At 62.5% G+C, this 26,929-nt stretch carries 24 protein-coding genes and 2 tRNA genes; 11 read left to right on the top strand and 15 right to left on the bottom strand.

Annotated features, from left to right (window positions below; all coding sequences use genetic code 11):
* Positions 1–57 precede the first annotated feature (57 nt).
* Positions 58–2,058, top strand: a complete 2,001-nt coding sequence (locus V7S54_RS24440; protein WP_083203433.1) for an adenylate/guanylate cyclase domain-containing protein — start codon at positions 58–60, stop codon at positions 2,056–2,058.
* Between the two features lie 6 nt (positions 2,059–2,064).
* Here the strand turns inward: V7S54_RS24440 and V7S54_RS24435 are convergent, their stop codons facing one another.
* From V7S54_RS24435 to V7S54_RS24425, 3 genes are all read right to left on the bottom strand, one after another.
* Positions 2,065–3,021 carry an adenylate/guanylate cyclase domain-containing protein gene (locus tag V7S54_RS24435; protein ID WP_065372427.1) on the bottom strand — a complete coding sequence of 319 codons (957 nt, stop codon included), beginning with the start codon at positions 3,019–3,021 and terminating at the stop codon, positions 2,065–2,067.
* 280 nt (positions 3,022–3,301) lie between these two features.
* A tRNA-Leu gene (locus tag V7S54_RS24430) sits at positions 3,302–3,388 on the bottom strand.
* 77 nt (positions 3,389–3,465) lie between these two features.
* Positions 3,466–4,899, bottom strand: coding sequence for a phosphomannomutase (locus V7S54_RS24425; protein WP_065372081.1), 1,434 nt, complete (start codon positions 4,897–4,899; stop codon positions 3,466–3,468).
* Between the two features lie 213 nt (positions 4,900–5,112).
* On the opposite strand from V7S54_RS24425, the gene V7S54_RS24420 reads away from it, so the two are divergent.
* Together V7S54_RS24420 and V7S54_RS24415 are read left to right on the top strand one after the other, a co-directional pair.
* Positions 5,113–5,694, top strand: coding sequence for a BA14K family protein (locus tag V7S54_RS24420; RefSeq protein WP_065372080.1), 582 nt, complete (start codon positions 5,113–5,115; stop codon positions 5,692–5,694).
* A 269-nt stretch (positions 5,695–5,963) separates the two neighbouring features.
* Positions 5,964–6,722, top strand: a complete 759-nt coding sequence (locus V7S54_RS24415; protein ID WP_065372079.1) for a hypothetical protein — start codon at positions 5,964–5,966, stop codon at positions 6,720–6,722.
* Here V7S54_RS24415 and V7S54_RS24410 read toward each other — a convergent pair whose 3' ends face one another.
* The gene (locus V7S54_RS24410) at positions 6,723–7,052 is read right to left on the bottom strand and encodes a DUF6665 family protein (RefSeq protein ID WP_065372078.1); all 330 of its coding nucleotides are present in this window, start codon (positions 7,050–7,052) and stop codon (positions 6,723–6,725) included. It abuts the gene before it with no gap.
* A 401-nt stretch (positions 7,053–7,453) separates the two neighbouring features.
* Between V7S54_RS24410 and V7S54_RS24405 the strand changes: the two genes are divergently transcribed.
* Positions 7,454–9,049, top strand: coding sequence for a hypothetical protein (locus V7S54_RS24405; protein ID WP_336408975.1), 1,596 nt, complete (start codon positions 7,454–7,456; stop codon positions 9,047–9,049).
* A gap of 87 nt (positions 9,050–9,136) precedes the next feature.
* Here V7S54_RS24405 and rpsA read toward each other — a convergent pair whose 3' ends face one another.
* The 4 genes from rpsA to aroA form a co-directional block, all read right to left on the bottom strand.
* Positions 9,137–10,861 (bottom strand): 30S ribosomal protein S1, encoded by a 1,725-nt coding sequence (rpsA, locus tag V7S54_RS24400; protein WP_082615707.1) that lies wholly within the window; start codon positions 10,859–10,861, stop codon positions 9,137–9,139.
* 147 nt (positions 10,862–11,008) lie between these two features.
* Positions 11,009–11,644 (bottom strand): (d)CMP kinase, encoded by a 636-nt coding sequence (cmk, locus tag V7S54_RS24395; RefSeq protein WP_065372076.1) that lies wholly within the window; start codon positions 11,642–11,644, stop codon positions 11,009–11,011.
* Complete coding sequence (locus tag V7S54_RS24390; protein WP_065372075.1) at positions 11,641–12,474, bottom strand: hypothetical protein; 834 nt, start codon at positions 12,472–12,474, stop codon at positions 11,641–11,643. The genes cmk and V7S54_RS24390 overlap by 4 nt, the downstream gene beginning before the upstream one ends.
* Positions 12,471–13,817: a 3-phosphoshikimate 1-carboxyvinyltransferase gene (gene aroA, locus V7S54_RS24385; RefSeq protein WP_065372074.1), complete on the bottom strand. Its 1,347-nt coding sequence runs from the start codon at positions 13,815–13,817 to the stop codon at positions 12,471–12,473. The genes V7S54_RS24390 and aroA overlap by 4 nt, the downstream gene beginning before the upstream one ends.
* Positions 13,818–14,201: 384 nt before the next feature.
* Here aroA and V7S54_RS24380 point away from each other — a divergent pair, with 384 nt between their 5' ends.
* The gene (locus V7S54_RS24380; RefSeq protein ID WP_057247831.1) at positions 14,202–14,591 is read left to right on the top strand and encodes a TIGR02300 family protein; all 390 of its coding nucleotides are present in this window, start codon (positions 14,202–14,204) and stop codon (positions 14,589–14,591) included.
* A 200-nt stretch (positions 14,592–14,791) separates the two neighbouring features.
* Positions 14,792–14,867, top strand: a tRNA-Ala gene (locus V7S54_RS24375).
* A gap of 32 nt (positions 14,868–14,899) precedes the next feature.
* On the opposite strand, the gene V7S54_RS24370 is transcribed toward V7S54_RS24375, so the two are convergent.
* Positions 14,900–15,331 (bottom strand): hypothetical protein, encoded by a 432-nt coding sequence (locus tag V7S54_RS24370; RefSeq protein ID WP_141679253.1) that lies wholly within the window; start codon positions 15,329–15,331, stop codon positions 14,900–14,902.
* An 84-nt stretch (positions 15,332–15,415) separates the two neighbouring features.
* Here V7S54_RS24370 and V7S54_RS24365 point away from each other — a divergent pair, with 84 nt between their 5' ends.
* Positions 15,416–16,207 (top strand): YdcF family protein, encoded by a 792-nt coding sequence (locus tag V7S54_RS24365; RefSeq protein WP_065372072.1) that lies wholly within the window; start codon positions 15,416–15,418, stop codon positions 16,205–16,207.
* 67 nt (positions 16,208–16,274) lie between these two features.
* Positions 16,275–16,910, top strand: a complete 636-nt coding sequence (locus V7S54_RS24360) for a trimeric intracellular cation channel family protein (RefSeq protein ID WP_065372071.1) — start codon at positions 16,275–16,277, stop codon at positions 16,908–16,910.
* 122 nt (positions 16,911–17,032) lie between these two features.
* On the opposite strand, the gene irrA is transcribed toward V7S54_RS24360, so the two are convergent.
* Positions 17,033–17,455: an iron response transcriptional regulator IrrA gene (irrA, locus tag V7S54_RS24355; protein WP_065372070.1), complete on the bottom strand. Its 423-nt coding sequence runs from the start codon at positions 17,453–17,455 to the stop codon at positions 17,033–17,035.
* 321 nt (positions 17,456–17,776) lie between these two features.
* Between irrA and fabA the strand changes: the two genes are divergently transcribed.
* The 3 genes from fabA to fabI are packed head-to-tail and all read left to right on the top strand — an operon-like array spanning position 17,777 to position 20,372.
* On the top strand, positions 17,777–18,292 hold the full coding sequence (fabA, locus tag V7S54_RS24350) for a 3-hydroxyacyl-[acyl-carrier-protein] dehydratase FabA (protein ID WP_029742379.1): 516 nt from the start codon (positions 17,777–17,779) through the stop codon (positions 18,290–18,292).
* A gap of 45 nt (positions 18,293–18,337) precedes the next feature.
* A complete protein-coding gene (gene fabB, locus V7S54_RS24345; protein WP_065372069.1) occupies positions 18,338–19,561 on the top strand; it encodes a beta-ketoacyl-ACP synthase I in 1,224 nt (407 codons plus the stop codon).
* 4 nt (positions 19,562–19,565) lie between these two features.
* On the top strand, positions 19,566–20,372 hold the full coding sequence (fabI, locus tag V7S54_RS24340) for an enoyl-ACP reductase FabI (RefSeq protein ID WP_065372068.1): 807 nt from the start codon (positions 19,566–19,568) through the stop codon (positions 20,370–20,372).
* A gap of 77 nt (positions 20,373–20,449) precedes the next feature.
* On the opposite strand, the gene V7S54_RS24335 is transcribed toward fabI, so the two are convergent.
* The 5 genes from V7S54_RS24335 to V7S54_RS24315 form a co-directional block, all read right to left on the bottom strand.
* Positions 20,450–20,671 carry a hypothetical protein gene (locus V7S54_RS24335; RefSeq protein WP_065372067.1) on the bottom strand — a complete coding sequence of 74 codons (222 nt, stop codon included), beginning with the start codon at positions 20,669–20,671 and terminating at the stop codon, positions 20,450–20,452.
* A gap of 264 nt (positions 20,672–20,935) precedes the next feature.
* Entirely contained in the window at positions 20,936–21,952 is a 1,017-nt protein-coding gene (locus V7S54_RS24330) for a class I SAM-dependent methyltransferase (protein WP_065372066.1), read from the bottom strand.
* 81 nt (positions 21,953–22,033) lie between these two features.
* Positions 22,034–24,184, bottom strand: coding sequence for a polyribonucleotide nucleotidyltransferase (gene pnp, locus V7S54_RS24325; RefSeq protein WP_065372065.1), 2,151 nt, complete (start codon positions 24,182–24,184; stop codon positions 22,034–22,036).
* A 358-nt stretch (positions 24,185–24,542) separates the two neighbouring features.
* Positions 24,543–24,812 carry a 30S ribosomal protein S15 gene (gene rpsO, locus V7S54_RS24320; RefSeq protein WP_025425494.1) on the bottom strand — a complete coding sequence of 90 codons (270 nt, stop codon included), beginning with the start codon at positions 24,810–24,812 and terminating at the stop codon, positions 24,543–24,545.
* A 258-nt stretch (positions 24,813–25,070) separates the two neighbouring features.
* Complete coding sequence (locus V7S54_RS24315; protein WP_065372064.1) at positions 25,071–26,780, bottom strand: sensor histidine kinase; 1,710 nt, start codon at positions 26,778–26,780, stop codon at positions 25,071–25,073.
* Positions 26,781–26,929 lie beyond the last annotated feature (149 nt).

Raw genomic sequence — 26,929 nt, 5'->3', positions numbered from 1 at the left:
CCATCCTTGCACGCTAAGGTCGTCGCCAGTCGATCGGTACGGAAGCAGAGAACCGCAATGGCAGACACGGCGTCCGGTGCTCGACAAGACAGAACACGCGATGGCTGGAACAGCTCGCTGCGGTCGCTGTTCAGCCTGGTCATCGTTGCCATGCTGATCGTCGTCTCGGCCACACTCGTCGGGCTCGATTATCATCGCTCGCGCAACGCCGCGATCGCCGACGCCGAGGCCAATATGCGCGGCTTCATGAACCGCCTCGTCGACCGACTGGGCGTGCTCTCGGGCGATACCTCAGCCCTCGTCAACCTCGTCTCCTCGGTCGCCAACTCCTTCCTGGTGCCGCCGCCGGAGCGCATGAATGACAAGGTGGCGGTCCTGCGCGAAGGCATCACCCGCTCGCCGCATATCGACGGGGTCTATGTCGGCTATCCCAACGGCGCTTTCTTTCAGGTGGTCGATCTCAAGCAGGTCGCCTGGCGCATGGCGCTCGACGCGCCACGTGGTGCTGCCATTGCCGTGCGCTCGATGGAAAAGGATGCCAGCGGCAAGTCTCTGCAGCGCGTGCTCTTCCTCGACAAGGACGGCATGCAGTTCTCTGAACGGCAACTACCGCCTACCGGCTTCGACCCGCGGACCCGGCCGTGGTATCGTGCGGCCGTCAACGGAAAGACCGCGGTCTCGACCGGCCCTTATGAAAGTGCCACGACCGAAACGCTCGGCATGACGATCTCGCAGGCGCATCGCGGCAATCCTGAGATCGTCATCGGCGCGGACGTCATTCTCGATACGATCACCGATTTTCTTGCCCGCGAGCGGCTGACGACCGGTTCCGTCTCCTTCATCCTCGATGCCGTCGGACGTCCGATCATCCACTCGGACCGGGTGATGATGCGACGCATCATGGCGGCGAAGGACAAGGACAGCCCGATCGTTCAGGCCGACAGCGATCCCTTGATCCAAAGCATCCGCCTCAATCCGCCCGAGCCCGGCAAGGCCGACTTCGTCGCGGTGGGGGACCGAACCTATCTCGTCATGGTGACGCCGCTCGAATCCGCGCTGCTACTCTCCGGCAACCGCGCCGTGGTGGCCGCGCCGCTGGACGAGTTGATGGCGGAGGCCAACCAGACGCTCGTGCAAGGGCTGGTGATTTCCGGATCGGTCGTGGCGCTCGCGGTGCTCGCTTCGCTGGTGCTTGCGCATTTGATCACCAAGGGGCTCAACCAGCTGACAGCCAGCGCCAACCGGCTGCAGGATCTCGACTTCACGACGCCGATCGACGTCTCGTCGCATGTCAGCGAGATCTCCACGCTCGGCGGGGCCATGAACCGGGCACGAGACGCGATCTTCACCTTCGCGCTCTATGTGCCCAAGGAACTGGTGCGCAAGGGCATCGAGTCCGGCCAATTCAGCGGCCGATCCGCCTGGCGACAGGAGGTGACGGCGCTCTTCACCGACATCTACGACTTCACCACGCTCAGCGAAAAATATCCGCCGGAAGATGTCGTGGCGATGCTGTCGGAGTATTTCGACATCTTCAGCGAGACCGTCGGAGAACACGACGGAACGATCATCCAGTTCCTCGGCGATTCGGTGTTCGCGATGTGGAACGCACCGGCAGCGGACGAAAAGCACGCGGAAAATGCCTGTCGGTGTGCGCTGGCGGTCGAGGATCGCTTGCGTGTCTTCAACGAGGCCCAGCGTCAGAAGGGTCTTCCAGAGTTCCGCACCCGTTTCGGCATCCATACCGGCACCGCCGTCGTCGGCAGTGTCGGCGCGAAGGAGCGGCTGCAATATACGGCGATGGGCGATACGGTGAACGTCGCCTCCCGCCTGGAAGGCATGAACAAGAACTACGACACCACGATCATGGCGAGCGGCGCCGTCGTCGCCCATGCCGGCAACGCTATCCGCTTCCGGCCGCTCGGTTCGGCGCAGGCGAAGGGCCGCGCCTCCGCGCTGGAGATCTACGAGGTGCTGGGCGCAGAGCCGGAAGAACCGGCAGCCGCAGACGTGCCGGCAACCAAGCCGGAAGGCACGCAAGATGGGGAAAGCGGATAGGCGGCCTCAGTGACCAACACTGCGGCGCGATCGGGTGACCCAGCGGATACCGGCGACGACAGCAAAAGCGAGCAGCGGCCAGACGGCCCAGAACACTCCATGCCAAGTCAGCACGTTGATCGTCAGGAGCACCAGCCCGGAAAGGGCCAGCACACCGATGCCGCGATCGACCCACGGGTTTGCCTTGAGCCACGCAAGACCCGCCAGAATGCCGAGCCCGAGCAATGGCCAAACGGACCAGAGCACCCCGTTCCAGGTGAGGAGGTTCAGCGCGACCAGTCCTGCGGCGATGACGGCGAGCACAGGAAGAGAGCCTCGCTTCGCCGCGGCGACCGCCCCGCCGCCCCCCTTTGCCTCAGCCCCTGATCGGGCGCCATTTCCGCTGGCTTGACCAGCGGAACGTCCGAAGCCTTGGATGCCGATTGCCGGGCGGGGATCGGCCGTGCCGATTCGCACGGCATAGCTCGGAACACCACCATCGATGTTCTTCACCTCCAGCGGTCCCAGAAAATCGAAACCGACGGCGACCTTGTTGCGCACCTGGTCATAGACCGTATTCGAAATGACGATGCCGCCGGCGGGTGCTGAAGCCTGCAGGCGCGCCGCGACATTGACGCCGTCACCATAGAGGTCGTCGCCCTCGGCGATCACGTCGCCGAGATTGATGCCGATGCGAAACATCATCTGTTCGTCCGCAGGGCATTTCTCGTTGCGACCGGCCAACTCGTTCTGCACGTCGATCGCCGCGCGCACGGCTTCCACGACGCTCGGAAACTCCGCGATGAGGCCATCGCCCCAGGTGTTGACGACACGGCCCTCATGCGCCTCTATGAGCCGTCCCATAGCATCGCGATAGCGCTTCAACGTGGCGAGCGTGCCCTCCTCGTCGGCACGCATCAGTCGGGTGTAGTCCTGGACATCCGCCGATAGGATAGTCGTCAGCTTGCGACGCGTCTCAGACATCGCTTCGTCCTCGCTCAGTTCCGCCGCCCCGGCGGACGATTGCATGGTGCCGCGTTCGTGCGGTCTGCACGCCACTTTGTTGCGAATAGAATATCAATGCTGTCGGTCAAAGCTTCAAGGCGCGTCGCGCGAAAATAGCGGCGGACGTGCAACCATTTCGAAGGAAAGAGCGCGCCGCGCGACGGGAAATCACCTCGATTTGCGCCCAATCGCCAGAAACGAAAAAACCCCGGCGAACCGGGGTTTTTCAAAACCAAATCAAGGATTTGGCTTGGGAATTTGGTGCCCAGAAGAGGACTCGAACCTCCACACCCTTGCGAGTACCAGCACCTGAAGCTGGCGCGTCTACCAATTCCGCCATCTGGGCGACGGGCTGGGGTGTAAAAGGCCCGAGCTGAAGTGTCAACAGGGTTTTTGAAGTTTTCGTGTCGGATTGCAAAAAACTCAGTTCGAAGCGGATTCCGCCCACCGGCGGATTGTGGATAGCCCCCTTGAGAGCAGCGCTTCGGCCGCCTCAGACGTCTCCGCCTCGACATAGCACCGCATCTCCGGCGCATTGCCCGAGGGCCGGAAATGGATGATCCGACCATCATCCAGCGTCACTCTCAGCCCATCGATGTCGCTCACCGCAGCGACGCCGCCGATCGGCGCCAGGAATTCCGCAAGATTTGCCTCGTCTCCGCGCAGATAGCTCATCAACCTGGCGCTTGTCCCCACCGGGAAGTTTTCGAGCCGATCGCTGAGCGCCACAGGCAAGCGGTAGGAAGCGGCGAGCGCGGAAAGCGAAAGCTTGGCCTCGGCCGCCGCGGCCAGTGCCGCAACAATCGGCAGAAAGCTATCCCGGGTGGGCAGCGCTTCGAGCGTTGCGCCATTGATCTCAAAGGGGCTCGCGGTCAGCGTGCCGCCATTGGCCTCGAAGCCGGCGACCTTCTGCGTACCCTCTTTCAGCGCCTGCTGCATGCCGGCGATCACGAAGGGCGAGCCGACGCGGGTGCGCAGGACGGAGAGCCCTTCCCTGCCCTCAAGGCCGGAATTCGACGTGACCGGCGTGACGGCAAGTCTGGCGCCGAGGAAACCGCAAGCCATCAGGCCCAGCAGGTCACCACGCAGGGGCAGCCCATTTTCGTCGGCGACAAGGGGCCGGTCGCCGTCCCCATCAGCCGATACGATCGCATCGAGGCGATGTTCGCGCGCCCAATCCTGAAGCCGCTCGATCGTCTCCGCCGAAACCGCCTCGGTATCAACAGGAATGAAGTGTTCCGAGCGCCCAAGGGCCACGACATCGGCACCAGAGTGGGTCAGCAGTTCGGCGATCAGGTCGCGGGCGACGGTACTATGCTGGTAGACACCGACCTTGAGCCCGGACAGCGCCCCGGCCGGCAGCAATTGCCGGTTCCGTTCCATGAAGAGGGCGGCGGCCCTGGCCGCGTGGTCCTCACCGGTTCCGGCATCGGCGACCGGCGCGATCTGGTATGCAATGCCGTCGGCGATGCGGCTGATCGCCACCTCGTCCGCCTTGTCGATCTCACCATCCGGGCGATAGAACTTGATGCCGTTGCGATCAGCCGGGATATGGGAGCCGGTGATCATCAAGCCCGCTGCCCCGTTGGCGAGGCCGTAGAGCGCCAGTGCGGGCGTCGGCACCGTGCCGCAGTCAAAAACACGCAGCCCCTCGCGCGACAGCGCCGCGGCGCAAACGGCCGCGATCTCCGGGCTCGAATCGCGAAAATCGCGGGCGATGAGGATAGGATCGCCAGGCTTGCTGTGCCCGGACTCCACAAGATGCCGGGCGAAGGCCGTCGCATAGCGGGCGGAGGGTTCGCCCTTCAGTTCCTCGGAGAGCCCGCGCAAACCACTGGTGCCAAACTTCAATTGCATCGCGTACCTCGCTGACGACGGGAAGGGACCGGACAAGAACCGCAGTGACACGACCGACGGATCGGCGCATCGTACTGAAGAGGGCAACGGGTGAAATCCAGTGGTTCCCGCAACCACGCAGAGCGTCCGGCGCCATGAATAAACCAAGAAAAACAAACGTAATACAGGCAGGGACACAAACGGAAGGCATAGCCTTCTGAAAGTGAGGATAAAATGACGGGATTTCGCAATTTCGTTATCGGCTGCAGCTTGGCCGCCACCTCCCTGATCACCCCCATCGGACCTGTTGAGGCAATGCCGATTCAGGCGCCCGATCTCCAGATCAAGGCACAAGGCGACGTCCAGAATGTGCAGTATTACCACCGGCGCTACGGCGGATATGGCGGGTACGGCTGGCGTCGCGGATGGGGTCCAGGATGGGGAGGAGGGCCTTACTACCGGCGAGGATGGGGTGGCCCCTATTATGGTGGTTCGGGCCTGAGCTTCTACTTCGGCTCCGGCGGCTATTATGGCGGCGGCTACGGCAGCTACTATGGCGGCGGATACTATCCCCGTTACTATGGCGGCTACTATCCGCGTTACTATGGCGGCTACTATCCACGTCGCTACTACGGAAACCGCTATTACGGTAATAGCTACTACGGTAACAACTACTATTATCGCGACCAGTATGTTCGCCGCAGCTCCAGTTCACACGTCAGCTGGTGCCTGTCGCGCTACCGCTCCTACAATCCGGCAACCAACCGGTTCCTGAGCTATGGCGGCGCCTACAGGGTCTGCATCTCGCCCTACTGATAGGGGCGATTTAGGCGACGCCGCTTAACCCGAGTCGCCGATGCTGGCGCTGTTGAGCGGGCTCGATCGACCCGCGGCGATTCCGGGCACGTTCCTTTGCTGGAGTTGATGTCTTCCGGCGCGATTCCGGACGCGAAACCGTTGCGCACTTTTGTGCACTTTTGCGGGAATTGGTTGATCACCCAACAAGTGGGGAATTTCGATTAAGCCGCCGTTAACTGCAACCACTTACCGTTTCGGAAAGCTCCACAATGCTGCCGGGATGAAAAATGCTGCTTCCGACCCAGCAATCCAACGCCACCGCGACGACCGGCTTGGTCGGCTCGATCCTGAAGGACATCGAGAAGCGGCAGGCGGAAGAAGAGGAAAAGGCCAAGGGCACCAAGGACGACAAGGTCCTGAAGGCTCAGGTCCAGTCCGATGATGCCCGCAAAGCGGCCAACGAGAAGATCAACGCGCACTTCTTCGATCGCACCCAGAACGACCCCAACAGCAATCGCGCGGCTCTCGTTCGCCAAGTCGGAGCGTTCTTCCACCTCGACCGCGAGACGTTCAAATCCGACGCCGCCTTCGCAAGAGCGCTCGAAAACCAGATCAAGGATCTGGATCCGAGCGATCTCGCCAAGGTCGAGGAGCAGCTTGGGCTGGATAAGCTCGGCCTCTCCCTCACCGAACTGGCTGAAGCACTCAAAAATCCAGGCGGCCGGGAAAACGAGACACTGAAGGCGGCGCTTGGAGAGACGAGCGGCAAAAGTTCTCAAAGTCAGGCACAGGCTGCCAAAGCGGTCGAGCGCCTGAAAAGCACCGCGGAATCCGGTTCGCTCGAGGAAGCCCAAGTCGACAGCTTGCGCAACGATCCCACGCGCAGCACCGACAAGCAGTCGCTGGTCGAACAAAACGAGCAGCTTCGCGCGCTCCAACTCAAGGACGAGATGGAAAATGTCGCCGAGCGCCGCGAGGCCGAGCTGCAAAACTTGGTCCGCTTCGACGAGAACGGCCTGTACAGCCTGACGGCGCAGAGCTTCTGATCATTTCCTCCGCACGATGCCGAGCCTTGCCATGACCTCCTTGGGAATGCCGTAGCGGCGAACGGCATCGCGGCTGTCACGCAGCCCGCAGATCTCGCGCTGGATGAAAAAGGCCCAGACGGCATCGGCTGCTTCATCGAGGAGCCGCTCGCGCAAATCCGGGGCCGCCTCCGCCTTCAGTTCCGACAGTGCGGCAAGCGCCTTTTCCACCTTCAGCCCATGCCGGCCGAGCGCATCGGCCCGCTCGGACATGAGTTCATATTCGAGCACGTTGAAGGCGCCGGTGGTCGAGAAGGTCGGGCTCAGGGCTTTGGGGGGACGAACGCTCATCCGAAACTCCTCAGAAGTCCTGAAGATGGCGCTGTCGAAGCCCACAGGCAAGGGCGGTCGGCTGCCGCAGCGATCGAAACTTGGTTAAGATTTCATAAACCTCTTTCGCCTAGCCTCAGTGATCATGCCGATTCCCTTATCCGCGACCTGGTCGCGGCTGTCCGGCGATTGGCCCCCTGCATGTTTCTTTAAAAACATGCAGCAACTCAAAGAGCTGCAGCGACCCTTGCGCGTCTCATAAGACGCGCGCCGCTGTAGACGCGCATGAGGCGCCAACCTGCAAGTGACAAAGAAATAGTCCGCACGCGAGCCGGAAATCGGTCCGTGTCCAAGCGTGCACCCGCGTTTCGTCGGTCAACGACGATTGGTCAACCTCAAGGTCAAGCGAGATGGAGACCAGAATGCTGATACCCATCCAGACGGCCCGAGCCGCGGCCGCTACCGCAGAAGACACGAACACCAAAGCGCAGCAGCCGGCAGCGCTGTTGCCCGCCGGCCAACGCGGCGAAGCCATACAAAAGATACTGGACGCGCTGACCCGCCACCTCTCGGGGCGCGAAATCCTCTCCAAGGACGCTCTGGTGCGGCTGATGGAGGATCTGGCGCGCATCCTGAAGTTCCCGCCCCTGCCTCAGGAAGGCGGGCGGGATTTCGTTCGACGCCTGGTGGCCTTCCTCGAAACGATGCCTGCATCCGATCGGCTGTTGCTCGAGCGCCAGCTCGGCGGGCGCAGCCTCGCCATCCGGGTCGGCCTGCTTGCCGACCTGCCCGCGATCCGCAATGGTACGAGCGCGCCGAGCAGCACCGCCACTCCGATGCCCGCTCAGGCGCGCGACGTCATCCTGCGCAATCCCTCTCTCCAGACGGCAATGCCTCTCAACCCGGTTGCTGCGCGTGCGCCGGTTGCCGGCGAGGTCGCGCTGCTGCAGGCGGTGCTGCGCAAGACCTTTGGGGTCGGCAACGACACCGACGCGCTCGAACCGCGGGGCGATGATTTGGACCAGGGCGGAACGGCAGAGGCACCTTCAAAAGCCCGAAACGCCGCACCGGTCGAGCGAAGCGAAACGCGTGCGAGCACAGGCAAGCCCACGTCACCGGATGGCACGCCGGTCGAAACCGCCGCCGCCCTGCTGGCAGGCGAAGGCGAAGTCGAGGAAGCGCCGCAAACGGCCCTCGGGTCTGTGCCTGAGGAAACCGGACCCCCGACCGATGGCGGGCAAGTCGAAATCGAGGTCCCAGCCAGCGAGAGCACGGCGGCGCCGGCCGAAGCCGATACGACTGCCGAAACCGCCGAGAACGCCGACCCCGATGGCACCTATGGCCCAATGCCTGATGCCGAGGAGGAGAATGACGCCAAGGCAGCTACGACGGCCGGTCGCGGCAATCCCGAGGCCCGGCCGATGCGGGTGCTCTTCGAGGCGATCAAGACGCTCATTCGCGACAGCGTAACCCTGCCCGGAAGCGCGGCCGGCGCCGAGACCAGGCCGGCGGCTGAGCGCGCCGATGGTAGCGACGCGCCGGCGCCGGTCCCGGCAAAAGAAACCGCCACACCGGTGCGCGCGATCGACGCCGCGGCGCACCAGCGCGAGATCGCGGACGGCGGCAACGCCCTGCCGTCCTTGCTCGACGACCAGGCCGAGGACACAAAGGCTGCCCAGCGCCTGCCTGCGGACATGCGGCCGCAGCGCGCAACCGATGAACAGACGATGCAGCAGGTTATCGCCAGGCTGGTCGAAAACGGCCTGCCGCGCGAAGCCATTCCTTTTGCCATGATCCCCTACCCGCCGGCCGCCAAGGATGCCGCGGAGACCGAACACCTCAGTTATGAAATGCCGGGCGGATCGGAAGACCAGGCGTCGGACGAAGAACTGGAAGAAGGCGAAGGCCAAGATCAAGCGGGCGGAGAGCAGCCAACGGACGAAGCCCAGCTCGACGACGGGACACCGGAAGCACCCGACGCCTACGATCTTTATCGCAGGCTCGGCGGCCTCGGCTGAGGGGGCGACCCGAGCAATCATTCGAGCAAAGAAAAACCCGCGGAGATCGCTCTCCGCGGGTTTTTCAGTTCAGATGTCAGGCAACGATTACTCGTTGTTCTGGCGGTTCTTCAGAGCCGCGCCGAGGATGTCGCCGAGCGAAGCGCCCGAGTCGGACGAACCGAACTGAGCAACGGCTTCCTTCTCTTCAGCGATTTCCAGAGCCTTGATCGACAGCTGGATCTTGCGGTCCTTCTTGGAGAAGTTGGTGACGCGGGCGTCGACAACCTGACCAACCGAGAAACGCTCCGGACGCTGTTCGTCGCGGTCACGCGCGAGGTCAGCGCGGCGGATGAACGAGGTGATGTCTTCGTGGTTGACGAGCTTCACTTCGATGCCGCCATCGTTGATCGCGATGATTTCGGCCGAAACAACGGCGTTCTTGCGCAGTTCGCCCGAAGCAGCGGCGTCGCCGACTGCATCCTTGCCGAGCTGCTTGATGCCGAGCGAGATGCGCTCCTTGTCGACGTCGACGTCGAGAACAACGGCGCGAACGACGTCGCCCTTGTTGAACTCTTCGATGACCTGCTCGCCCGGACGGTTCCAGTCGAGGTCGGAAAGGTGCACCATGCCGTCAACGTCGCCGTCGAGGCCGATGAACAGGCCGAATTCGGTCTTGTTCTTGACTTCGCCTTCAACTTCCGTGCCAGCCGGATGGCTGTGCGCGAATGCCTGCCACGGGTTCTCGAGCGTCTGCTTGAGGCCGAGCGAGATACGACGCTTGGTCGGGTCGACTTCGAGAACGACAACGTCGACTTCCTGGCTCGTGGACAGGATCTTGCCGGGGTGTACGTTCTTCTTGGTCCAGGACATTTCGGAGATGTGGATCAGGCCTTCGATGCCCGGCTCCAGCTCGACGAACGCACCGTAGTCGGTGATGTTCGTGACGGTACCGGAGATCTTCTTGCCGACCGGGTACTTCGCACCGATGCCATCCCACGGATCCGACTCGAGCTGCTTCATGCCGAGCGAGATGCGGTGGGTTTCCTGGTTGATGCGGATGATCTGAACCTTGACCTGCTGGCCGATGTTCAGGATCTCCGACGGATGGTTCACGCGGCGCCATGCCATGTCGGTGACATGGAGCAGACCGTCGATGCCGCCGAGGTCGACGAACGCACCGTAGTCGGTGATGTTCTTGACGACGCCTTCGACAACCTGGCCTTCTTCAAGGTTCTGAACGATTTCAGAACGCTGCTCGGCGCGGGACTCTTCCAGAACCGTACGACGCGAAACGACGATGTTGCCGCGACGCTTGTCCATCTTGAGGATTTCGAAGGGCTGCGGGTTGTGCATCAGCGGGGTGACGTCGCGGATCGGACGGATGTCGACCTGCGAGCGCGGAAGGAAGGCAACGGCGCCGTCGAGATCGACGGTGAAGCCACCCTTGACCTGGTTGAAGATGATGCCTTCGACGCGTTCGCCGGCTTCGAACTTCACTTCCAGGCGCATCCAGCTTTCTTCGCGGCGAGCCTTTTCGCGCGACAGAACAGCTTCGCCGAGCGCGTTTTCGATGCGCTCAACGTAGACTTCGACTTCGTCGCCGACCTTGAGCGAGCCGTCCTTGGCCTTCGCGCCGAATTCCTTCAGAGCGATGCGGCCTTCGACCTTCAGACCGACGTCGACAACGGCGACGTCCTTTTCGATGGCCGTAACGATGCCCTTGGCAACATAGCCTTCGGCGAGATCGGTCTTCGCGAAGGATTCTTCGAGAAGAGCGGCGAAATCGTCACGGGTAGGATTGGTAGCAGACATGGAATCTCCTGCATGCATCTCATTCGAGACGCACATGCGCCGGGGGCTGGTGTTGAACAGGCCTGAACCCAGTCCGCCCCATCGAAGGGGCAATCCGGCGCGTGGACGGAATTTCAGGCTATGCAAGAAGAGCGTTTCAAACGAGGGTTGTGAAAGGGCTCTTCTTCAGATCTTCATCAGGGCCGCATCGATCAAAGTCTTCGCGGCCTGAAACGCCGCCTCTATACTCATTTCAGACGTATCAAGCAAGTGCGCGTCTTCGGCCGGCCGCAAGGGACTGTCGGCGCGGCCCATATCGCGCTCGTCGCGCTTCTTCACATCCTCGAAAATCGCCGCATAGTCGGCCGGCTGACCGCTGCCGATGATCTCGTCGTAACGGCGTCTCGCCCGTACTTCCGGCGACGCAGTGACATAGAGTTTTACCGGCGCACCCGGGCAGACAACCGTGCCGATGTCGCGTCCGTCGAGGACCGTTCCGGGCTCGCGCAACGAAAAGGCGCGCTGCGCCTCGACCAGTGCCCGGCGCACCGCCGGCATGACGGCGATCTTCGAGGCCGCCTCGCCGATCGCGTGGGCGGAAAGCACCGACCGATCAAGCCCGGCCAGTTCGACCTCGCGCGCCATCTTCTCCGCGACCGCCTCGTCATCGAGCGGCAGCCCGCTATCCAACAGCGCCTTGGCGGTGGCGCGATAGGTCAGCCCCGTATCGAGGTGATGAAAGCCGTATTCCTCGGCGATCCGGCGCGAGAGCGTGCCCTTGCCGGCCGCAGCCGGCCCGTCGATGGCGATGGTGAACGTCATTTTCCAACCTGCATATGTATATGGTCGTCGTGCCTGGCGGCCCTGCAACCCTGAAACCTAATGGACTCCGCTTCAACGCCAAGTCTTTGCGCCAGATGCGGCTCCACGAAAATCTTCTCGATACCGAAACCGCTCCCCTCACCGGCAAGCCAGCGGAGCGCCTCTGCGGTCCGGCCATCTTCCAGCGGCAAAGGCCGCCACAACGGCTGCAAGAAGTCCAAGTCCCACCGCAAGGTCAAGAGGTCTTCGCGATCCCGGCATGGAAGAATGCTATCGGGATGCGGCTGCTCGAAGGCAAAATAGCCGATCGGCGAGCGTGTCGCCTTATCCAGATAGCTGCCATCGGTATTCTGATAAAAGAACGCGACATCCAGCTTCCGGCCGTCCGAATGGGATAGATGCGGGAACAGCGGAAAACCATCGAAGAACGGAAAATTGGCGTCGAGCGCCAAGGTGGTCGTTCCGGGGAATTCCTGGTCCATATGCCGCGACAAAGCGACGGCCGCTTCCTTCAACTCCGGTACGACGTACTGGCGGTTCAGGGCGCAGAAGAGGGGCGACTGCATTCTGAGCCGCGACGTGCCGTCGTCGAAACAGGGCAACGGAACCCGACCAAAGACCGGTGCCACGGCGTAGCTGAGCGCGCTCCCGGCTGCATAGAGGCCAAGAAAGAGTGCAAGAAATACGAGAAAGCCTGCTCTGCTTCGGCGCTCGATGCCAAGAGCAACAAGCCAGACAAGGCCGCCAATCTGCGTCAGCAACGTCAGGACAACAACGACTGCAAACGTCAGCAGCCATCTAAGTTTTACCGCCAGCGCAGTTGGCTTCAAACGATCCTCGCCCCGAGCCGCGACATCAGCTCAATGTACCCCGGAAAGCTGGTCGCGATCATCGACGCATCATCGACGGCGACCGGGTGTTCGGACGCTAGTCCCAGGACAAGGAAGCTCATGGCGATACGGTGGTCGAGATGGGTCTTCACCACCCCGCCTGAAGCATTTCCGAGGCCCTTGCCGCCGGGGCGGCCGCGCACCACCAGCGAGGACTTGCCCTGCTCGCAGTCGAGACCGTTGAGCTTCAGGCCCGCGGCGATGGCGGCGAGGCGATCGGACTCCTTCACGCGCAGCTCATCGAGACCGTGCATGATGGTCGCGCCTTCGGCAAAGGCGGCGGCGATGGCGAGAATGGGATACTCATCGATCATCGAGGCGGCACGCTCTTCGGGGACCGTAACCCCTTTCAGATCGGAATGGCGCACCCTCAGGTCCGCCACGTCTTCCCCGCCGACCTGCCTGATGTCGATCACCTCGATGTCTCCGCCCATCTCCTGCAAGGTCAGGATCAGCCCCGAGCGGGTCGGGTTCATCAGCACGTTCCGGATGGTGATGTCAGAACCCGGAACGACGAGCGCCGCGACCAGCGGGAAAGCCGCCGAGGACGGATCGCCGGGCACGTCGATCTCCTGGGCGACGAGTCTGCCGCGACCTTCGAGCCGGATGGTGCGGACACCGGTGGCATCGGTTTCCACCGAGAGTTCGGCGCCGAATCCGCGCAGCATGCGCTCCGTGTGGTCGCGGCTGATCGCCGGTTCGATGACGGTGGTGATGCCGGGCGCATTCAGACCGGCGAAGAGCACCGCCGATTTCACCTGGGCGGACGCGACCGGTACCCGGTAGGTGACCGGCGTCGGCGTCTTCGGCCCGCGAAGGGTCACCGGCAGGCGGTCACCCGTAGCAGCCTCTACCTGCACGCCCATCTCACGCAAGGGATCGAGCACGCGCGCCATCGGCCGCCGGCTGAGCGAGGCATCACCGATGAAGGTCGTTTCGAAATCATAGACTCCAACGAGACCCATGATGAGTCGGCAACCGGTGCCGGCATTGCCGAAATCGAGCGGCGCTTCCGGCGCAAGCAACGCGCCGTTGCCGACGCCGTTGACGATCCAGGTGTCGCCCTCCTTGCGGATCCTGGCACCCATCGCCTGCATGGCCCGGCCGGTGGCGATCACATCCTCGCCTTCGAGCAGGCCGGTGATACGCGTTTCGCCGGCGGCAAGCCCGCCCAGCATCAGCGACCGATGCGAGATCGACTTGTCGCCAGGAATTCGGACCGTACCCTTAAGGCCGTCTGATTTGCGGGCGGTGACAGGGCTTTGGCCCAATCCTTGCGACATGCGGTATCCTCGAAACAAGCAAGACAGTGTCGCGCGCTCAAGACGCGCCAAAGTCGCGTCAGCACTTGAATGGCTGACTGTTTTTATTCTTAGACCGAACAGGATTGAAGAAGACAATGCAACTCGTAAGGCGTCCTTGCGGGCCGGCCTGCTGTCCGCAGCACTCCCGCCACAACCCCTGCTGCATGCTTCCTTGAATCGCGGCGCGCGGCCATGCTTGCGCACGCCGGAACGCCCGTGACACAGGGCCTTGCAAGTTTTGCCTTTGACAGATGCGGTCAAGATGATTATGGGGACCGGCTAATCATCATAAGCTTGATACCCTTTCCACCCGCCGGTTTTCGGCAAGAGCCGGCTCGGCCGGCCATTCAAGAGGCTTTGACAGTGGCAAAACCGGAACTTGGAACAAAGCGCATCGACCCGGAAACCGGGCGCAAATTCTACGATCTGAACCGTGATCCGATCGTTTCGCCTTACACCGGCAAGTCCTATCCGCTGAACTTCTTCGAAGAAACTTCGGTCGCCAAGGTGCTCGAAAAGGAAGAAGAAGAAGACGTCACGGAAGTCGATGCAGAGAACACCGAAGTCGAACTCGTTTCGCTCGAGGATGCCGATGATGAGGCAGCGGGCGGCGACGACCTGCCGGATCTCGGCGACGACGATGTCGAGATCGACGGTGACGACGACGACACCTTCCTCGAAGCCGACGAAGACGAAGACGACGACGACATGAGCGGCCTCATCGGCGTCTCCGACGACGAAGAAGACGTCTAAGCGCTTCAAATAACATCGGAATGCTCCCGTCCTCGGCCTTTTTGGCCCGGACGGGAGAAAATTGGCCCGGACTGGAAATAAATCCACAGGCCACGCATTTTTCGGCTTGCCATCCTCAAAAAGGGGAAGTAATAAGCCGCCACTCGCCGAGCACAACAGCCCGACGAATTTCCCGGACCGGCCTAGCCGGAACCCGATATGGGGCTATAGCTCAGCTGGGAGAGCGCTTGCATGGCATGCAAGAGGTCAGCGGTTCGATCCCGCTTAGCTCCACCAAACTTCTTCTTCGATTGATGACCGATGGACCTTCAAGGTCCCTCACTGCTTTCCAACTCGTCCAGCGAATCCAGGATCATCGTCAGCAGCCGGATGATTTCGGCCGACTCGAGCAGGGCGTTGCGGATTTCGCGCTCCGAGCGAGTGGGCACGGAGGCGGCGATGTTCAGCAGGACATTGGTGACATCGGGTGCATCGGTGTTGGGTTCCATGCCGGTCTGTTCGCGCATGCAGCGGATCAGCGCCACTGCGCCTTCGAGCAACCGTTGTGCCTGCACCGGGGTGAGTTCATGAACCTCATTGGCGGCACGAAACAGCTGGGATCTGAAGCCCGATATCGTGGTCATCTCCCGGATGATACTCCTTTCGGCTTCAAATGAAAGTGGTGGCCGGACCCACCCATGCAACGTTCGGATGAACAGGCTACGCGCGCGACCTTGCGCGAAGGCGAACAAGGCGGCCAAGCCGCACAGTCACGCATCGGTGCAGCCCGCCCAACTCGCGCGCGTTTACAATTTGTTAAGCATCGAAACGCAGAAGCTGATGCCATGTTCCTGATCTCGAAAATCTTCTGGCTGGTCGCCCAGCCGCTGTCGTTCTCCTTCTTCGCCGCCCTTGCCGGGCTGCTGGCGACGGCGGCGGGCCTGCGCCGCACCGGCGGCTTCCTTGGCGGGCTTGGCGCGCTGGTGCTCTTCGTCAGCCTGTTCACCACCGCCGGCGCCTACGCCCTCCAGGCACTCGAAGACCGCTTTGTGCGCCCCTCGCCACCGCCTGCAACGCTCTCCTGCATCATCGTGCTCGGCGGCGCCTTCGAGAACGAGGTGATGGCAGGCCGCGGCGGCATGGAATTCAACCAGGCGGCGGACCGTTTCATCGAGACGGTGGCGCTCGCAAAACGCTACCCCGAGGCGCGTATCCTGGTTTCCGGCGGTGATGGCTCCTTCAGCGGTACTTATGCCGGCGACGCCGAGGCCTCGCAGGGCTTCCTCGCCGCGTTCGGCGTCGGCGGCGAATGGCTGATTCGCGAAGAACAATCGCGCACGACTTTCGAGAACGCCCGCAACACCAAGGAATTGCTGGGCGCGAATGGGCTATCGAATTGCGCACTCGTCACGTCTGCCTTCCACATGCCCCGTTCGGTCGGGCTCTTCCGCGCGCTCGACATCCCGGTCATTCCCTGGCCGACGGATTACCGCACCAGCGGCAAGCTTGGCCTTAGCTTCGACTTCACCCAGCCGTCGCTCAACGCACAACTGACGACGACGGCGGTGCGCGAATGGATCGGCCTCCTCGCCTATCACCTCGCCGGCCGGACACCCTCGATCCTGCCGGCACCCTGAGAGTTGACGGCGGGGCCCGAGATAGCCCAGCTTCAAAGCGAACCGCCGAATCTTGCCCGGAGCGCCCATGCCGATCCTCGAAATCCTTGACTACGCCGGTGTGGCCGTCTTCGCAGCGACCGGAGCGCTGTCGGCCTCACGCAAGCAGCTCGACATCATCGGCTATCTCTTCCTCGCCTCGGTGACCGGGATCGGCGGCGGCACGATGCGCGACGTCGTTTTGGGCGCGACACCGGTCTTCTGGGTCACCAACCCGACCTATCTGCTGGTCTGCGCCGCGGTGGCGGTCGTCGTGTTCTTCACCGCGCATCTCTTCGGCTCGCGCTACCGGGTCCTCGTCTGGCTCGATGCGATCGGCCTTTCGGCCTATTGCGTCATGGGTGCAGCGAAGGGATTTGCAGCCACGGGCTCAGCGGGCGTCGCGCTCGTCACCGGCATGCTGACAGCCACCTTCGGCGGCATCCTGCGCGATCTGCTCGCCGGGGAACCTTCGGTGCTGCTGCGGCCGGAAGTCTATGTCACCGCCGCGCTGATCGGCGCTGGCGCCTTCGTGCTTGCAACCATCGCTGGCCTGCCGCTTGCGGCGGCATCGACGCTCGGAGTAATTTCCGCCTTCGCCGTGCGCGGCGGCGCGCTCAAGTTCGGCTGGACGCTGCCGACGGGCAAGGCGCAGCCGGGCAGAGATCCCGATGATGTGATGTGAAAGGTTCATGCGCCTGATCGGCGCAAACGCCGCACGATCAATTTATTTTGAGGATCGCCTTGCCAGCTCGCTTGAAGACACGCGATTGCGAGCGGACCTCCCGTTTCGCGCTTTTCCTGAGATCAGCGGCCGTTCCTGCGGCGCAGACGGATCACCACGTCGACATGCGCAATCTCCATGCCCTCGGGCGGTTCCGGGAGATTGTCGATCTGAATGTTGCTGACGGGGATATCGAGAACCTCGTTCTGGCCCTCGACGAAGAAATGATGGTGATCCGACACGTTGGTGTCGAAATAGGTCTTGGCGCTTTCCACCGCCAGCACGCGGATCATGCCGGCCTCGGTGAACTGGTGCAACGTATTGTAGACGGTTGCGAGCGAAACAGGCACCCCGGCCATGACAGCCTCCTCGTGCAGTTCCTCGACGGTCAGGTGACGGTCACCCTTGGCAAAGATCAGATCGGCGAGGGCAACGCGCTGACGGGTCGGACGCAGGCCTGAGTGGCGCAGCCTTTCTTCCGAACTCACTTCTGTTGCTTTCGTCATCAAGGGTCGTTCCATGTATCCCGGCGAAATTCACAATACTTCCGTTGCGATATAACTTTTGCGCCCCGCGCTTTCAATAGATTCTCGGTCAAACATGCGTTGCAAAGCCCGAAAAACCGGTCAAACTCGGGGAAGGCTGGCAATTAACTCTGGTCGCGCCCACATTGATCCTGTAAGCGACGGCGGAACGAAAATGCCATCTGAGGCGGCGGTAACCTGGCCGGAAACAAGAAGGTCGGGTTCGCCACGCTTCATTTCAAGCCGAACTTGCTCTAAAGCAGATCGGACAACACGTTAAGTCATTCGGGGAAGCATCCATTCATGACCACCAGACAATCCAGCTTCAGCTACGAGGAAATCCTGGCCTGCGGCCGTGGCGAGTTGTTTGGCCCTGGCAACGCGCAGCTGCCGCTGCCGCCGATGCTGATGGTTCATCGCATCACCGAGATTTCCGAAACGGGCGGCGCCTTTGACAAGGGTTACCTTCGCGCCGAGTACGACGTGCGTCCCGACGACTGGTACTTCCCCTGCCACTTCCAGGGCAATCCGATCATGCCGGGCTGCCTCGGCCTCGACGGCATGTGGCAATTGACCGGCTTCTACCTCGGCTGGCTCGGCGAGCCCGGCCGCGGCATGGCGCTTTCCACCGGCGAAGTGAAGTTCAAGGGCATGGTTCGTCCCCACACCAAGCTTCTCGAATACGGCATCGACTTCAAGCGCGTCATGCGCGGCCGGCTCGTGCTTGGCACCGCCGACGGCTGGCTGAAGGCCGATGGCGAGACTATCTATCAGGCAACCGACCTGCGCGTCGGTCTGTCCAAGGATAAGGCCGAGTAGTCCAGGCTAGCCTGCACCGAACGAAATAAAGAAAAGGTCAGTATCATGAGACGGGTTGTTGTCACGGGCCTCGGCATCGTTTCCTCGATCGGAAACAACGCGGACGAAGTCACGGCGTCGCTGCGCGACGCAAAGTCGGGCATCACGTTTTCTCCCGATTTCGCGGAAAACGGCTTCAAGTGCCAGGTCTGGGGCGCCCCGTCGCTCGATCCGACCGAACTCGTCGACCGCCGCGCCATGCGCTTCCTGTCGCAGGGCGGCGCCTGGAACCACGTGGCGATGAAACAGGCGATCGCCGATTCCGGTCTCGAAGAAGCCGTCGTTGCCCGCAACGAGCGCACCGGCATCATCATGGGCTCGGGCGGTCCGTCCACCCGCACGATCGTCGAAGCCGCCGACGTCACCCGCAAGAATGTGAGCCCAAAGCGCATCGGCCCGTTCGCGGTTCCGAAGGCGATGTCGTCCACGGCGTCCGCGACGCTCGCCACCTGGTTCCAGATCCACGGCGTCAACTACTCGATCTCCTCGGCCTGCTCGACCTCGGCGCACTGCATCGGCAATGCCGCCGAGATGATCCAGTGGGGCAAGCAGGACGTGATGTTTGCCGGCGGCCATGAGGATCTCGACTGGACCATGTCCAACCTCTTCGACGCCATGGGCGCCATGTCCTCGAAATACAACGAGACGCCGGCGACCGCGTCCCGTGCCTATGACGTCAACCGCGACGGCTTCGTCATTGCCGGCGGCGCCGGCGTCCTCGTCCTCGAAGAACTGGAACACGCCAAGGCCCGCGGTGCGAAGATCTACGCCGAAATCGTCGGCTACGGCGCGACCTCCGACGGCTACGATATGGTGGCCCCGTCGGGCGAAGGGGCGATCCGCTGCATGCGCCAGGCGCTTTCGACAGTGAAGGGCGACGTCGACTACATCAACACCCACGGCACCTCGACGCCTGTTGGCGACAGCAAGGAAATCGGCGCGATCCGCGAAGTGTTCGGCAGCAAGATGCCGCACATCCAGTCGACCAAGTCGCTGACCGGCCACTCGCTTGGCGCTGCCGGCGTGCAGGAATCGATCTACGGCCTCCTGATGATGCAGGCCGGCTTCATCGGCGAAAGCGCGCATATCACCGAACTCGACCCGGAATTCGACGGCGTCCCGATCGTTCGCAAACGCATCGACAACGCCAAGATCGATACGGTTCTGTCGAACTCCTTCGGCTTCGGCGGCACCAATGCAACGCTCGTCTTCCAGCGCTACAACGGATAACACCATGACGGGACTGATGACCGGAAAGCGTGGCCTCATCATGGGTGTGGCCAACAGCCATTCCATTGCCTGGGGCATTTCCAAGGCGCTTGCGGCGCAAGGGGCGGAACTCGCCTTCACCTACCAGGGCGAGGCGCTGGGCAAGCGCGTCAAGCCGCTCGCCGCCGAGCTCGGCTCGGACTTCCTGCTGCCTTGCGATGTCGAAGACATTGCGTCCGTCGATGCCGTCATCGCTGCGATCAAGGAACGCTGGGGCAAATTCGATTTCATCGTGCATGCCATCGGCTTCTCCGACAAGAACGAGCTGAAGGGCCTCTATGCCGACACCTCGCGCGACAATTTCAGCCGCACGATGGTGATCTCCTGCTTCTCCTTCACCGAAATCGCCAGGCGTGCTGCCGAGCTGATGAATGATGGCGGCTCGATGCTGACGCTGACCTATGGCGGCTCGATGCGCGTCATGCCGAACTACAACGTCATGGGCGTTGCCAAGGCGGCGCTTGAGGCTTCTGTGCGTTACCTCGCCGCCGATTACGGCGCGCGCGGCATTCGCGTCAACGCGATCTCGGCCGGCCCGATCCGCACCCTTGCCGGCGCCGGTATTTCCGACGCCCGGGCGATGCTCTCCTGGCAGCAGAAGAATTCGCCGCTTCGCCGCACGGTCACCATCGACGACGTCGGAAATTCCGCGCTCTACCTGCTTTCGGACCTGTCGCGCGGAGTCACCGGCGAGATCCACTACGTCGATTCCGGCTACAACATCACCTCAATGCCGGCGCTCGACACGTTGCGGACGGCCGACGTCGAGTAATACTCTCAACTTACCGGAAAACGGAACAAAGCCCGCGGATCGGCCTCGATCCGCGGGCTTTGTCGTTCATGAGCCGCTCAGGGAAATAGAAACAGTGCGAGCACGGCGACGACGATCGCCAGCACGATGAACCCCGTGTGCGTGCGCCGCCCCGGCTCCAGCGGCAGGTGATAAAGGCTCTTCAGGAACGACATGGGTACCTCGGAGGTCGCTCCATGTCCCTCGGCTTGCTTGATGTCCTTGGCGACAGCCTCGGCCGCATCCTCGGTCAAAGGCGGCCTGTTCACTCCCCACGTCATGGCACTCATCCTCCGACGAGAAATACCGACGGCGTCATGGTGAGCCCGAACAGGGGCGATGGCAACAGGCAAACTGTCGCTGTCCGTTGGCCGGAGCGCTACTGCATGTCTCCTTAAATCGACCTCGTTTTAAGGACGAAGACATGCAGAAAATCAAAGTGCTACAGCGACCTTTGCGCGTCTGATAAGACGCGCGGCGCTGTAGGCCCGGAACGCAAAAAGCCGGGCGATTGGCCCGGCTCCTTGCTTAATCCTTGTTGGTCTTCAGCGCTTCGCCCAGAGCACCTTGAAGCGGGCGTTGCGGCAGGTTTCGCCGTATTCCTTGGAATTCTCGCCCAGTACCTGCTCGTAGGGCAGGCCGCGGTTGGCGACCAGCATCAGCTTTCCGCCCTGCTTCAGCGCCTTCAGCGCCGTCTTGATGATGGCAATGCCAAGCGCCGGCTCGGCGGCGTGCGCCTCATGGAAGGGCGGATTCATGACGATGAGATCGTACTTGTCGCGCGGCTCTTCGCTCGTCAGGTCGAACCAGTGGAAGCGCGCCGGCGTCGACGGCGCGTTTGCCATCATGTTGACGCGCGCAGCTTCGAGCGACTCATGGTCGGCCTCGAAGAGATCGACGCCCTTGAGGCCCGGCGAGGCTTCAGCGAGCTTGACGGCGAGATAGCCCCAGCCGGCGCCGAAATCGGCGGCATGGCCGTGGAAATCGTTGGGCAGGCGCGAGGCGAGCAGTTCCGAACCCGCATCGATGCGGTCGTGCGAGAACATGCCGGGCGAAGCCTCGAACAGGCCATCGACGCGCACCGGCACCTTGGCGAGCTTGTGCACCGCGTCGGTGACGTCTTCGGGACGGGTGAACCAGAAGGCGACGCCGTGATACTTCGGCAGATGGTCGCCGTCCCATTCGAACTTGGCGATCCGCTTCTTCAGCGACTGGATGCCGTCTTCCTTGCCACCGGCAACGAGGATCAGGCCGCCCTCGCGGGTGCGCTTCAGCGCCTCGGCGATCCGGTCCTCGTTCTCGCCCTTATGCTTGCCACAGAGCACCAGCGTGACGTCGTAGTCTTCGCCGGTGATCTCAGGCGTCACATCGGCGCGCATGGCCTCCAGGGCGCGATAGAGTGGCCGCAGCGGCTGAACAGCGGCGATCGAGGCTTCGAAGCCCTTGGGCAGCCTGTAGCCCGCCTCGGCGCCGAGAAAGAGAACACGCTCGCCTTCGCCCGGCGGATCAATCACACCGCTATCGAACGGGTAAAACAGGGTCTTCAACGCATCTCGGCTCATCGGTCTATCCGTCATCTTCCTACAAGAAAGGGGCGCGGAGCGTTCCGCCCCGCGCCCCGAATGCACTCGGGTGAAGCTCGCTTATTCGGCGGCTTCGCCGTCGCCCTTCTTCTCAGACTTCTCGGCAGCGACTTCCTTGCCGGTGGCCTGGTCGACGACCTTCATCGACAGGCGAACCTTGCCGCGCTCGTCGAAGCCCATGAGCTTGACCCAGACCTTGTCGCCTTCCTTGACGACGTCAGTCGTCTTGGCAACGCGCTCGGAAGCGAGCTGGGAGATGTGGACGAGGCCGTCACGGGCGCCGAAGAAGTTGACGAAGGCGCCGAAGTCGGCGGTCTTCACAACGGTACCTTCGTAGATCTGGCCAACTTCCGGCTCGGCGACGATCGAGTGGATCCACTTGCGGGCCGCTTCGATTTCCTTGCCGGACGAGGAGGCGATCTTCACGGTGCCGTCGTCTTCGATGTTGATCTTCGCGCCGGTCTTTTCAACGATTTCGCGGATGACCTTGCCGCCGGAGCCGATGACTTCGCGGATCTTGTCGACCGGGATGTTCATGACTTCGATGCGCGGAGCGAACTCGCCGAGCTGGCCACGGCTTTCGGAAATGGCCTTGGCCATTTCGCCAAGGATGTGGAGACGGCCACCCTTGGCCTGGTTGAGCGCGATGCCCATGATCTCTTCGGTGATGCCCTCGATCTTGATGTCCATCTGCAGCGAGGTGATGCCGGCGTCGGTGCCAGCAACCTTGAAGTCCATGTCGCCGAGGTGGTCTTCGTCGCCGAGGATGTCGGAGAGAACGGCGAAACGCTCATCTTCCTTGATCAGGCCCATGGCGATGCCGGCAACCGGCTTTGCCAGCGGAACGCCGGCGTCCATGAGAGCGAGCGAGGTGCCGCAAACCGTCGCCATCGACGACGAGCCGTTGGATTCGGTGATCTCGGATACGACACGCAGTGTGTAGGGGAACTGCTCGGCTTCCGGCAGCATCGGGCGAATAGCGCGCCAGGCGAGCTTGCCGTGACCGATTTCGCGACGGCCCGGGGAGCCCATGCGACCGGTTTCGCCGACCGAGAAGGGCGGGAAGTTGTAGTGCAGCATGAAGCGTTCTTTGTACATGCCGGTCAGGCTGTCGACGTACTGTTCGTCTTCGCCGGTGCCGAGCGTGGCAACGACGATCGCCTGCGTCTCACCGCGGGTGAAGAGCGCCGAACCGTGGGTACGCGGCAGAAGGCCGACTTCCGAGACGATCGGGCGAACGGTTTCCAGATCGCGGCCGTCGATACGGCTCTTGGTGTCGAGGATGTTCCAGCGAACGATCTTGGCCTGCAGGTGCTTGAAGACGGCGCCGATGACTTCAGCGGTGTACTTGGGCTCCGCACCTTCCGGGAAGAAGTGTGCCTTTACCTTCGCCTTGACGGCATCGACGGCAGTGTAGCGGGCAGCCTTTTCGGTGATCTTGTAGGCGTCGCGCAGTTCGGCTTCGGCCATGCCGAGCATTTCGGCTTCGAGCGCGGAATGATCTTCCGGTTCGAATTCGCGCGGCTCCTTGGCGGCGACTTCAGCGAGCTTGATGATCGCGTCGATGACCGGCTGGAAACCCTTCTGGCCGAAGACGACGGCGCCGAGCATAACGTCTTCAGCCAGTTCCTTGGCTTCCGACTCGACCATCAGCACGGCTTCCTGGGTGCCGGCGACGACGAGGTCGAGCGTCGATTCGTCCATCTCGTCGAGATGCGGGTTCAGCACGTACTGGCCGTTGATGTAGCCGACGCGCGCGCCGCCGATCGGGCCCATGAACGGGATGCCCGACAGCGTCAGCGCTGCAGAAGCGGCAACCATCGACAGAACGTCGGGGTTGTTTTCGAGGTCATGCTGCATGACCGTGACGATGACCTGGGTATCGTTCTTGTAGCCATCGGGGAAAAGCGGACGGATCGGACGGTCGATCAGGCGCGAAACGAGCGTTTCGTTCTCGCTCGGACGGCCTTCGCGCTTGAAGTAGCCACCCGGGATCTTGCCGGCAGCGTAGGTCTTTTCCTGGTAGTTGACGGTCAGCGGGAAGAAGTCCTGGCCCGGCTTCGGCGACTTGGCCGAAACGACGGTGGCGAGAACGACGGTTTCGCCGTAGGTGGCGATGACGGCGCCGTCAGCCTGACGGGCGACCTTGCCGGTTTCGAGCTTGAGCGGACGCCCAGCCCATTCGATTTCAACCTTGTGGGTATCGAACATGTTCTGTCCTTCGTGTGCGGCAGACCTTTCCGCGGCTGTTACAGCGCGGGTGGTCGGAAAACCGCCTGGTATGGCGCATCACGGGCAAGACAACGGGAGGCTTCAAACGAGACCGGCCGCTCTCCGCTTTGCAAAACCTGGCTGCTCCGCAGCGGGTCCTGCAAGCAGGCGCCGAAGCATCCTGCAATCCTGCCCCATGACGGGCCATCGGTTGATCCGCGGATCCGGCCCATCCGGCCCGCTGGATACCTCTCCATTTTTGCGCCTAGTGCGCGTGTGGAGAGTTCATTTCTCGAGCGCTCTGCGCTCCATAATAAAAAAGGCCGGCGGACCGCATGCGATCCGCCGGGCAAGTCGCTTAGCGACGGATGCCGAGGGCACCAATCAGCTTGGTGTAGCGCGCTTCGTCTTTCTTCTTCAGATAGTCGAGGAGCGAACGACGGCTGGAAACCATCGCGAGAAGACCACGGCGGGAATGGTTATCCTTCTTGTGGCCCTTGAAGTGTTCGGTCAGGTTGTTGATCCGTTCCGTCAGGATAGCAACCTGGACTTCCGGAGAACCGGTGTCGCCTTCAACGGTTGCGTATTCCTTGATGAGCTGAGCCTTACGCTCTGCAGCAATCGACATCGGATGATCCTTTCGATTTCGAGGATTTAGGGACGCCTTCAGCCGGGATGTCGTCCAGCTGCGGCCGTGAATGCAACGGGCATGCGCCTTTTGCTGGCGTGCCTATAAACGAATTGGATGAAAAAGGAAAGGGTCATGGACCTGCGCCCCGATGGGCTTCCGGAGAGCCTTGGATGCTTGTCGGTCGCGGCCGATTTCCGATAGTAGCGATCGACGCTCCGGCCGACCGTCGCGCCGTTTAAAGGGGCCCGTCCGCCTCTACGAATCTTCGTCCTTCGCCTCGCGCGGAATGGTGATCCGCCACTCGATGCCATCGGCATGCATCACCCGCTCCAGCGCGGCGTTCAGCGCCATGCCGAGCATGCGCTCCAGCACCAGTGTGCCGAAGCCCTTGCGGATCGGATCGGAAGGCTTGCCGGCGAGATCCGCGCCCTCCTCCCGCCAGCGAATGGCAATGCCTTCATCCTCCAGCGACCAGCTCAGCTTGACAACTCCGGTGGTGTTGGCAAGCGCGCCGTATTTGGTGGCGTTGGTCGCGAGCTCGTGCAGGGCCATGCCGAGGGTCTGGGCGATCTGCGTGTCGAGCCTCAGGGCCGGGCCGGAGAAGATCACGCGCTTCGGGTCGTCAGGTGTAAACGGCTGCAACTGGTTCTGGGCGAGCTCGCGGAAATCGACCCCTTGCGCGGCGTTGGTGATCATCAGGTCGGTGGAGCGCGCGAGTCCGGCAATGCGCTTGCGGAAGCTGTCGGCGAAGTCCGACGCGCTCTCGGCCGAATAGACCGATTGGTTGAGCATCGACTGGATCACCGTCAGTTGGTTCTTCGAGCGATGCGCCACCTCGCGCATGAGGAAGCGGATCTCGTTCTCGGCCTTGCCGCGCGCCGCCGCTGCCCGTGCGAGCGCTGCCGAGACCTGCTCGACCTCCGAGATCATGTGCGGCCGCGATTCGATCCGTTCGCCGGCGCCGAGACGGCGCGCATCCTGCGCCACGAGCTTAACGCCCTGCGACAACAGCCGCGCAATCGCCAGCGAGCCGGCAATCGCGATGCCCGCGAAAAGGATGCCGCCGAGCGACAGCCACAGGAACGACCAGACGGCCGGCGCATCGACGGCCGCGCTAGGCGCCCAGGCGATGATCCGCCATCCGGTGACGACGGAGAACTCGGTCGCGACGCGATATTCCGTGCCGTTTTCCTTGATGTTGCGGACACCGATGCTGATCGCCGGCACCTTGTCGAGGAAGAACGGTTCGCCGGCCTTGACGGCCGCATCCGACGAGATGATGACCTTGCCTGCGCCATCGACCAGTGCCGCGTTCCAACCGGGAGAAAGCGTGTCGCGGTTGACGGCCTTTGCCATGTTCTCGGCGTTTTGCGTCAGCGCCAGCAGATACTCCTCACCGGTCGCCAATTTCGCCGGCAGGTAGACGTTGAAAACCCACTTTCCCGCGGTCTGGCCGAAGAAGACGTTGGAGACGAGCGGCGCGCCATTGTTGGTGAAGGCCCGCTCGACCGAGCCCGTATCCGAGGCTTTGCTGAGTTGCGCACCGAAAGGCACGCGGGTGTTGAGCCGCTGGTTGTGCTTGCGGTCGATGACGATGAGGTAGGAGTCCGTTTCGGCGAGCGCCGTCGCGGCCCTGCGGTAGAAGGCCTCCATATTGCCGTCTTCGATCTCTTGCGATGTCGAGAGCACCTTCAGCGTCGTCAGCATGCCCTCGATGTCACGCTCGACGATACGCGTCACCGACCCGGTCGAGGCCTGCAGCAGCGCCGTGATCACCTGCTCCTGCTGATCGACGCTGCGCTTCAGCACGACGAGCGAAAAGATGAAGGCCGGAACGATGGCCACGAGGAGCAACGACGTCAGATAAAAACTGAACGGCCGGGTCAGGCGGTGACGAACGAGATCGACGACCGTCGCCAGACCGTTCGCAGCCTTCCGCTTTCCTTCGTCCAGCACGCCCGTCACCTCAGTCGCCCTTCTTCGTTCCGCGCCGGGCACACAGCCGCTTTCGGCGCGCGCCGCGGGAGACGGTGCGATCGCCAATCGGCTCCGGAGCACGGGACGGAATCACCTCGGATGGATTGGAAGCCCATGCCGGGGATCATGCGTCAAGG

The sequence above is a fragment of the Ensifer sp. CCNWLY38 genome (assembly GCF_037120565.1).
Taxonomy (GTDB): domain Bacteria; phylum Pseudomonadota; class Alphaproteobacteria; order Rhizobiales; family Rhizobiaceae; genus Ensifer; species Ensifer adhaerens_H.
Note: the sequence above shows the minus strand (reverse complement) of the source record. Positions and strands in the feature narration are given on the sequence as shown.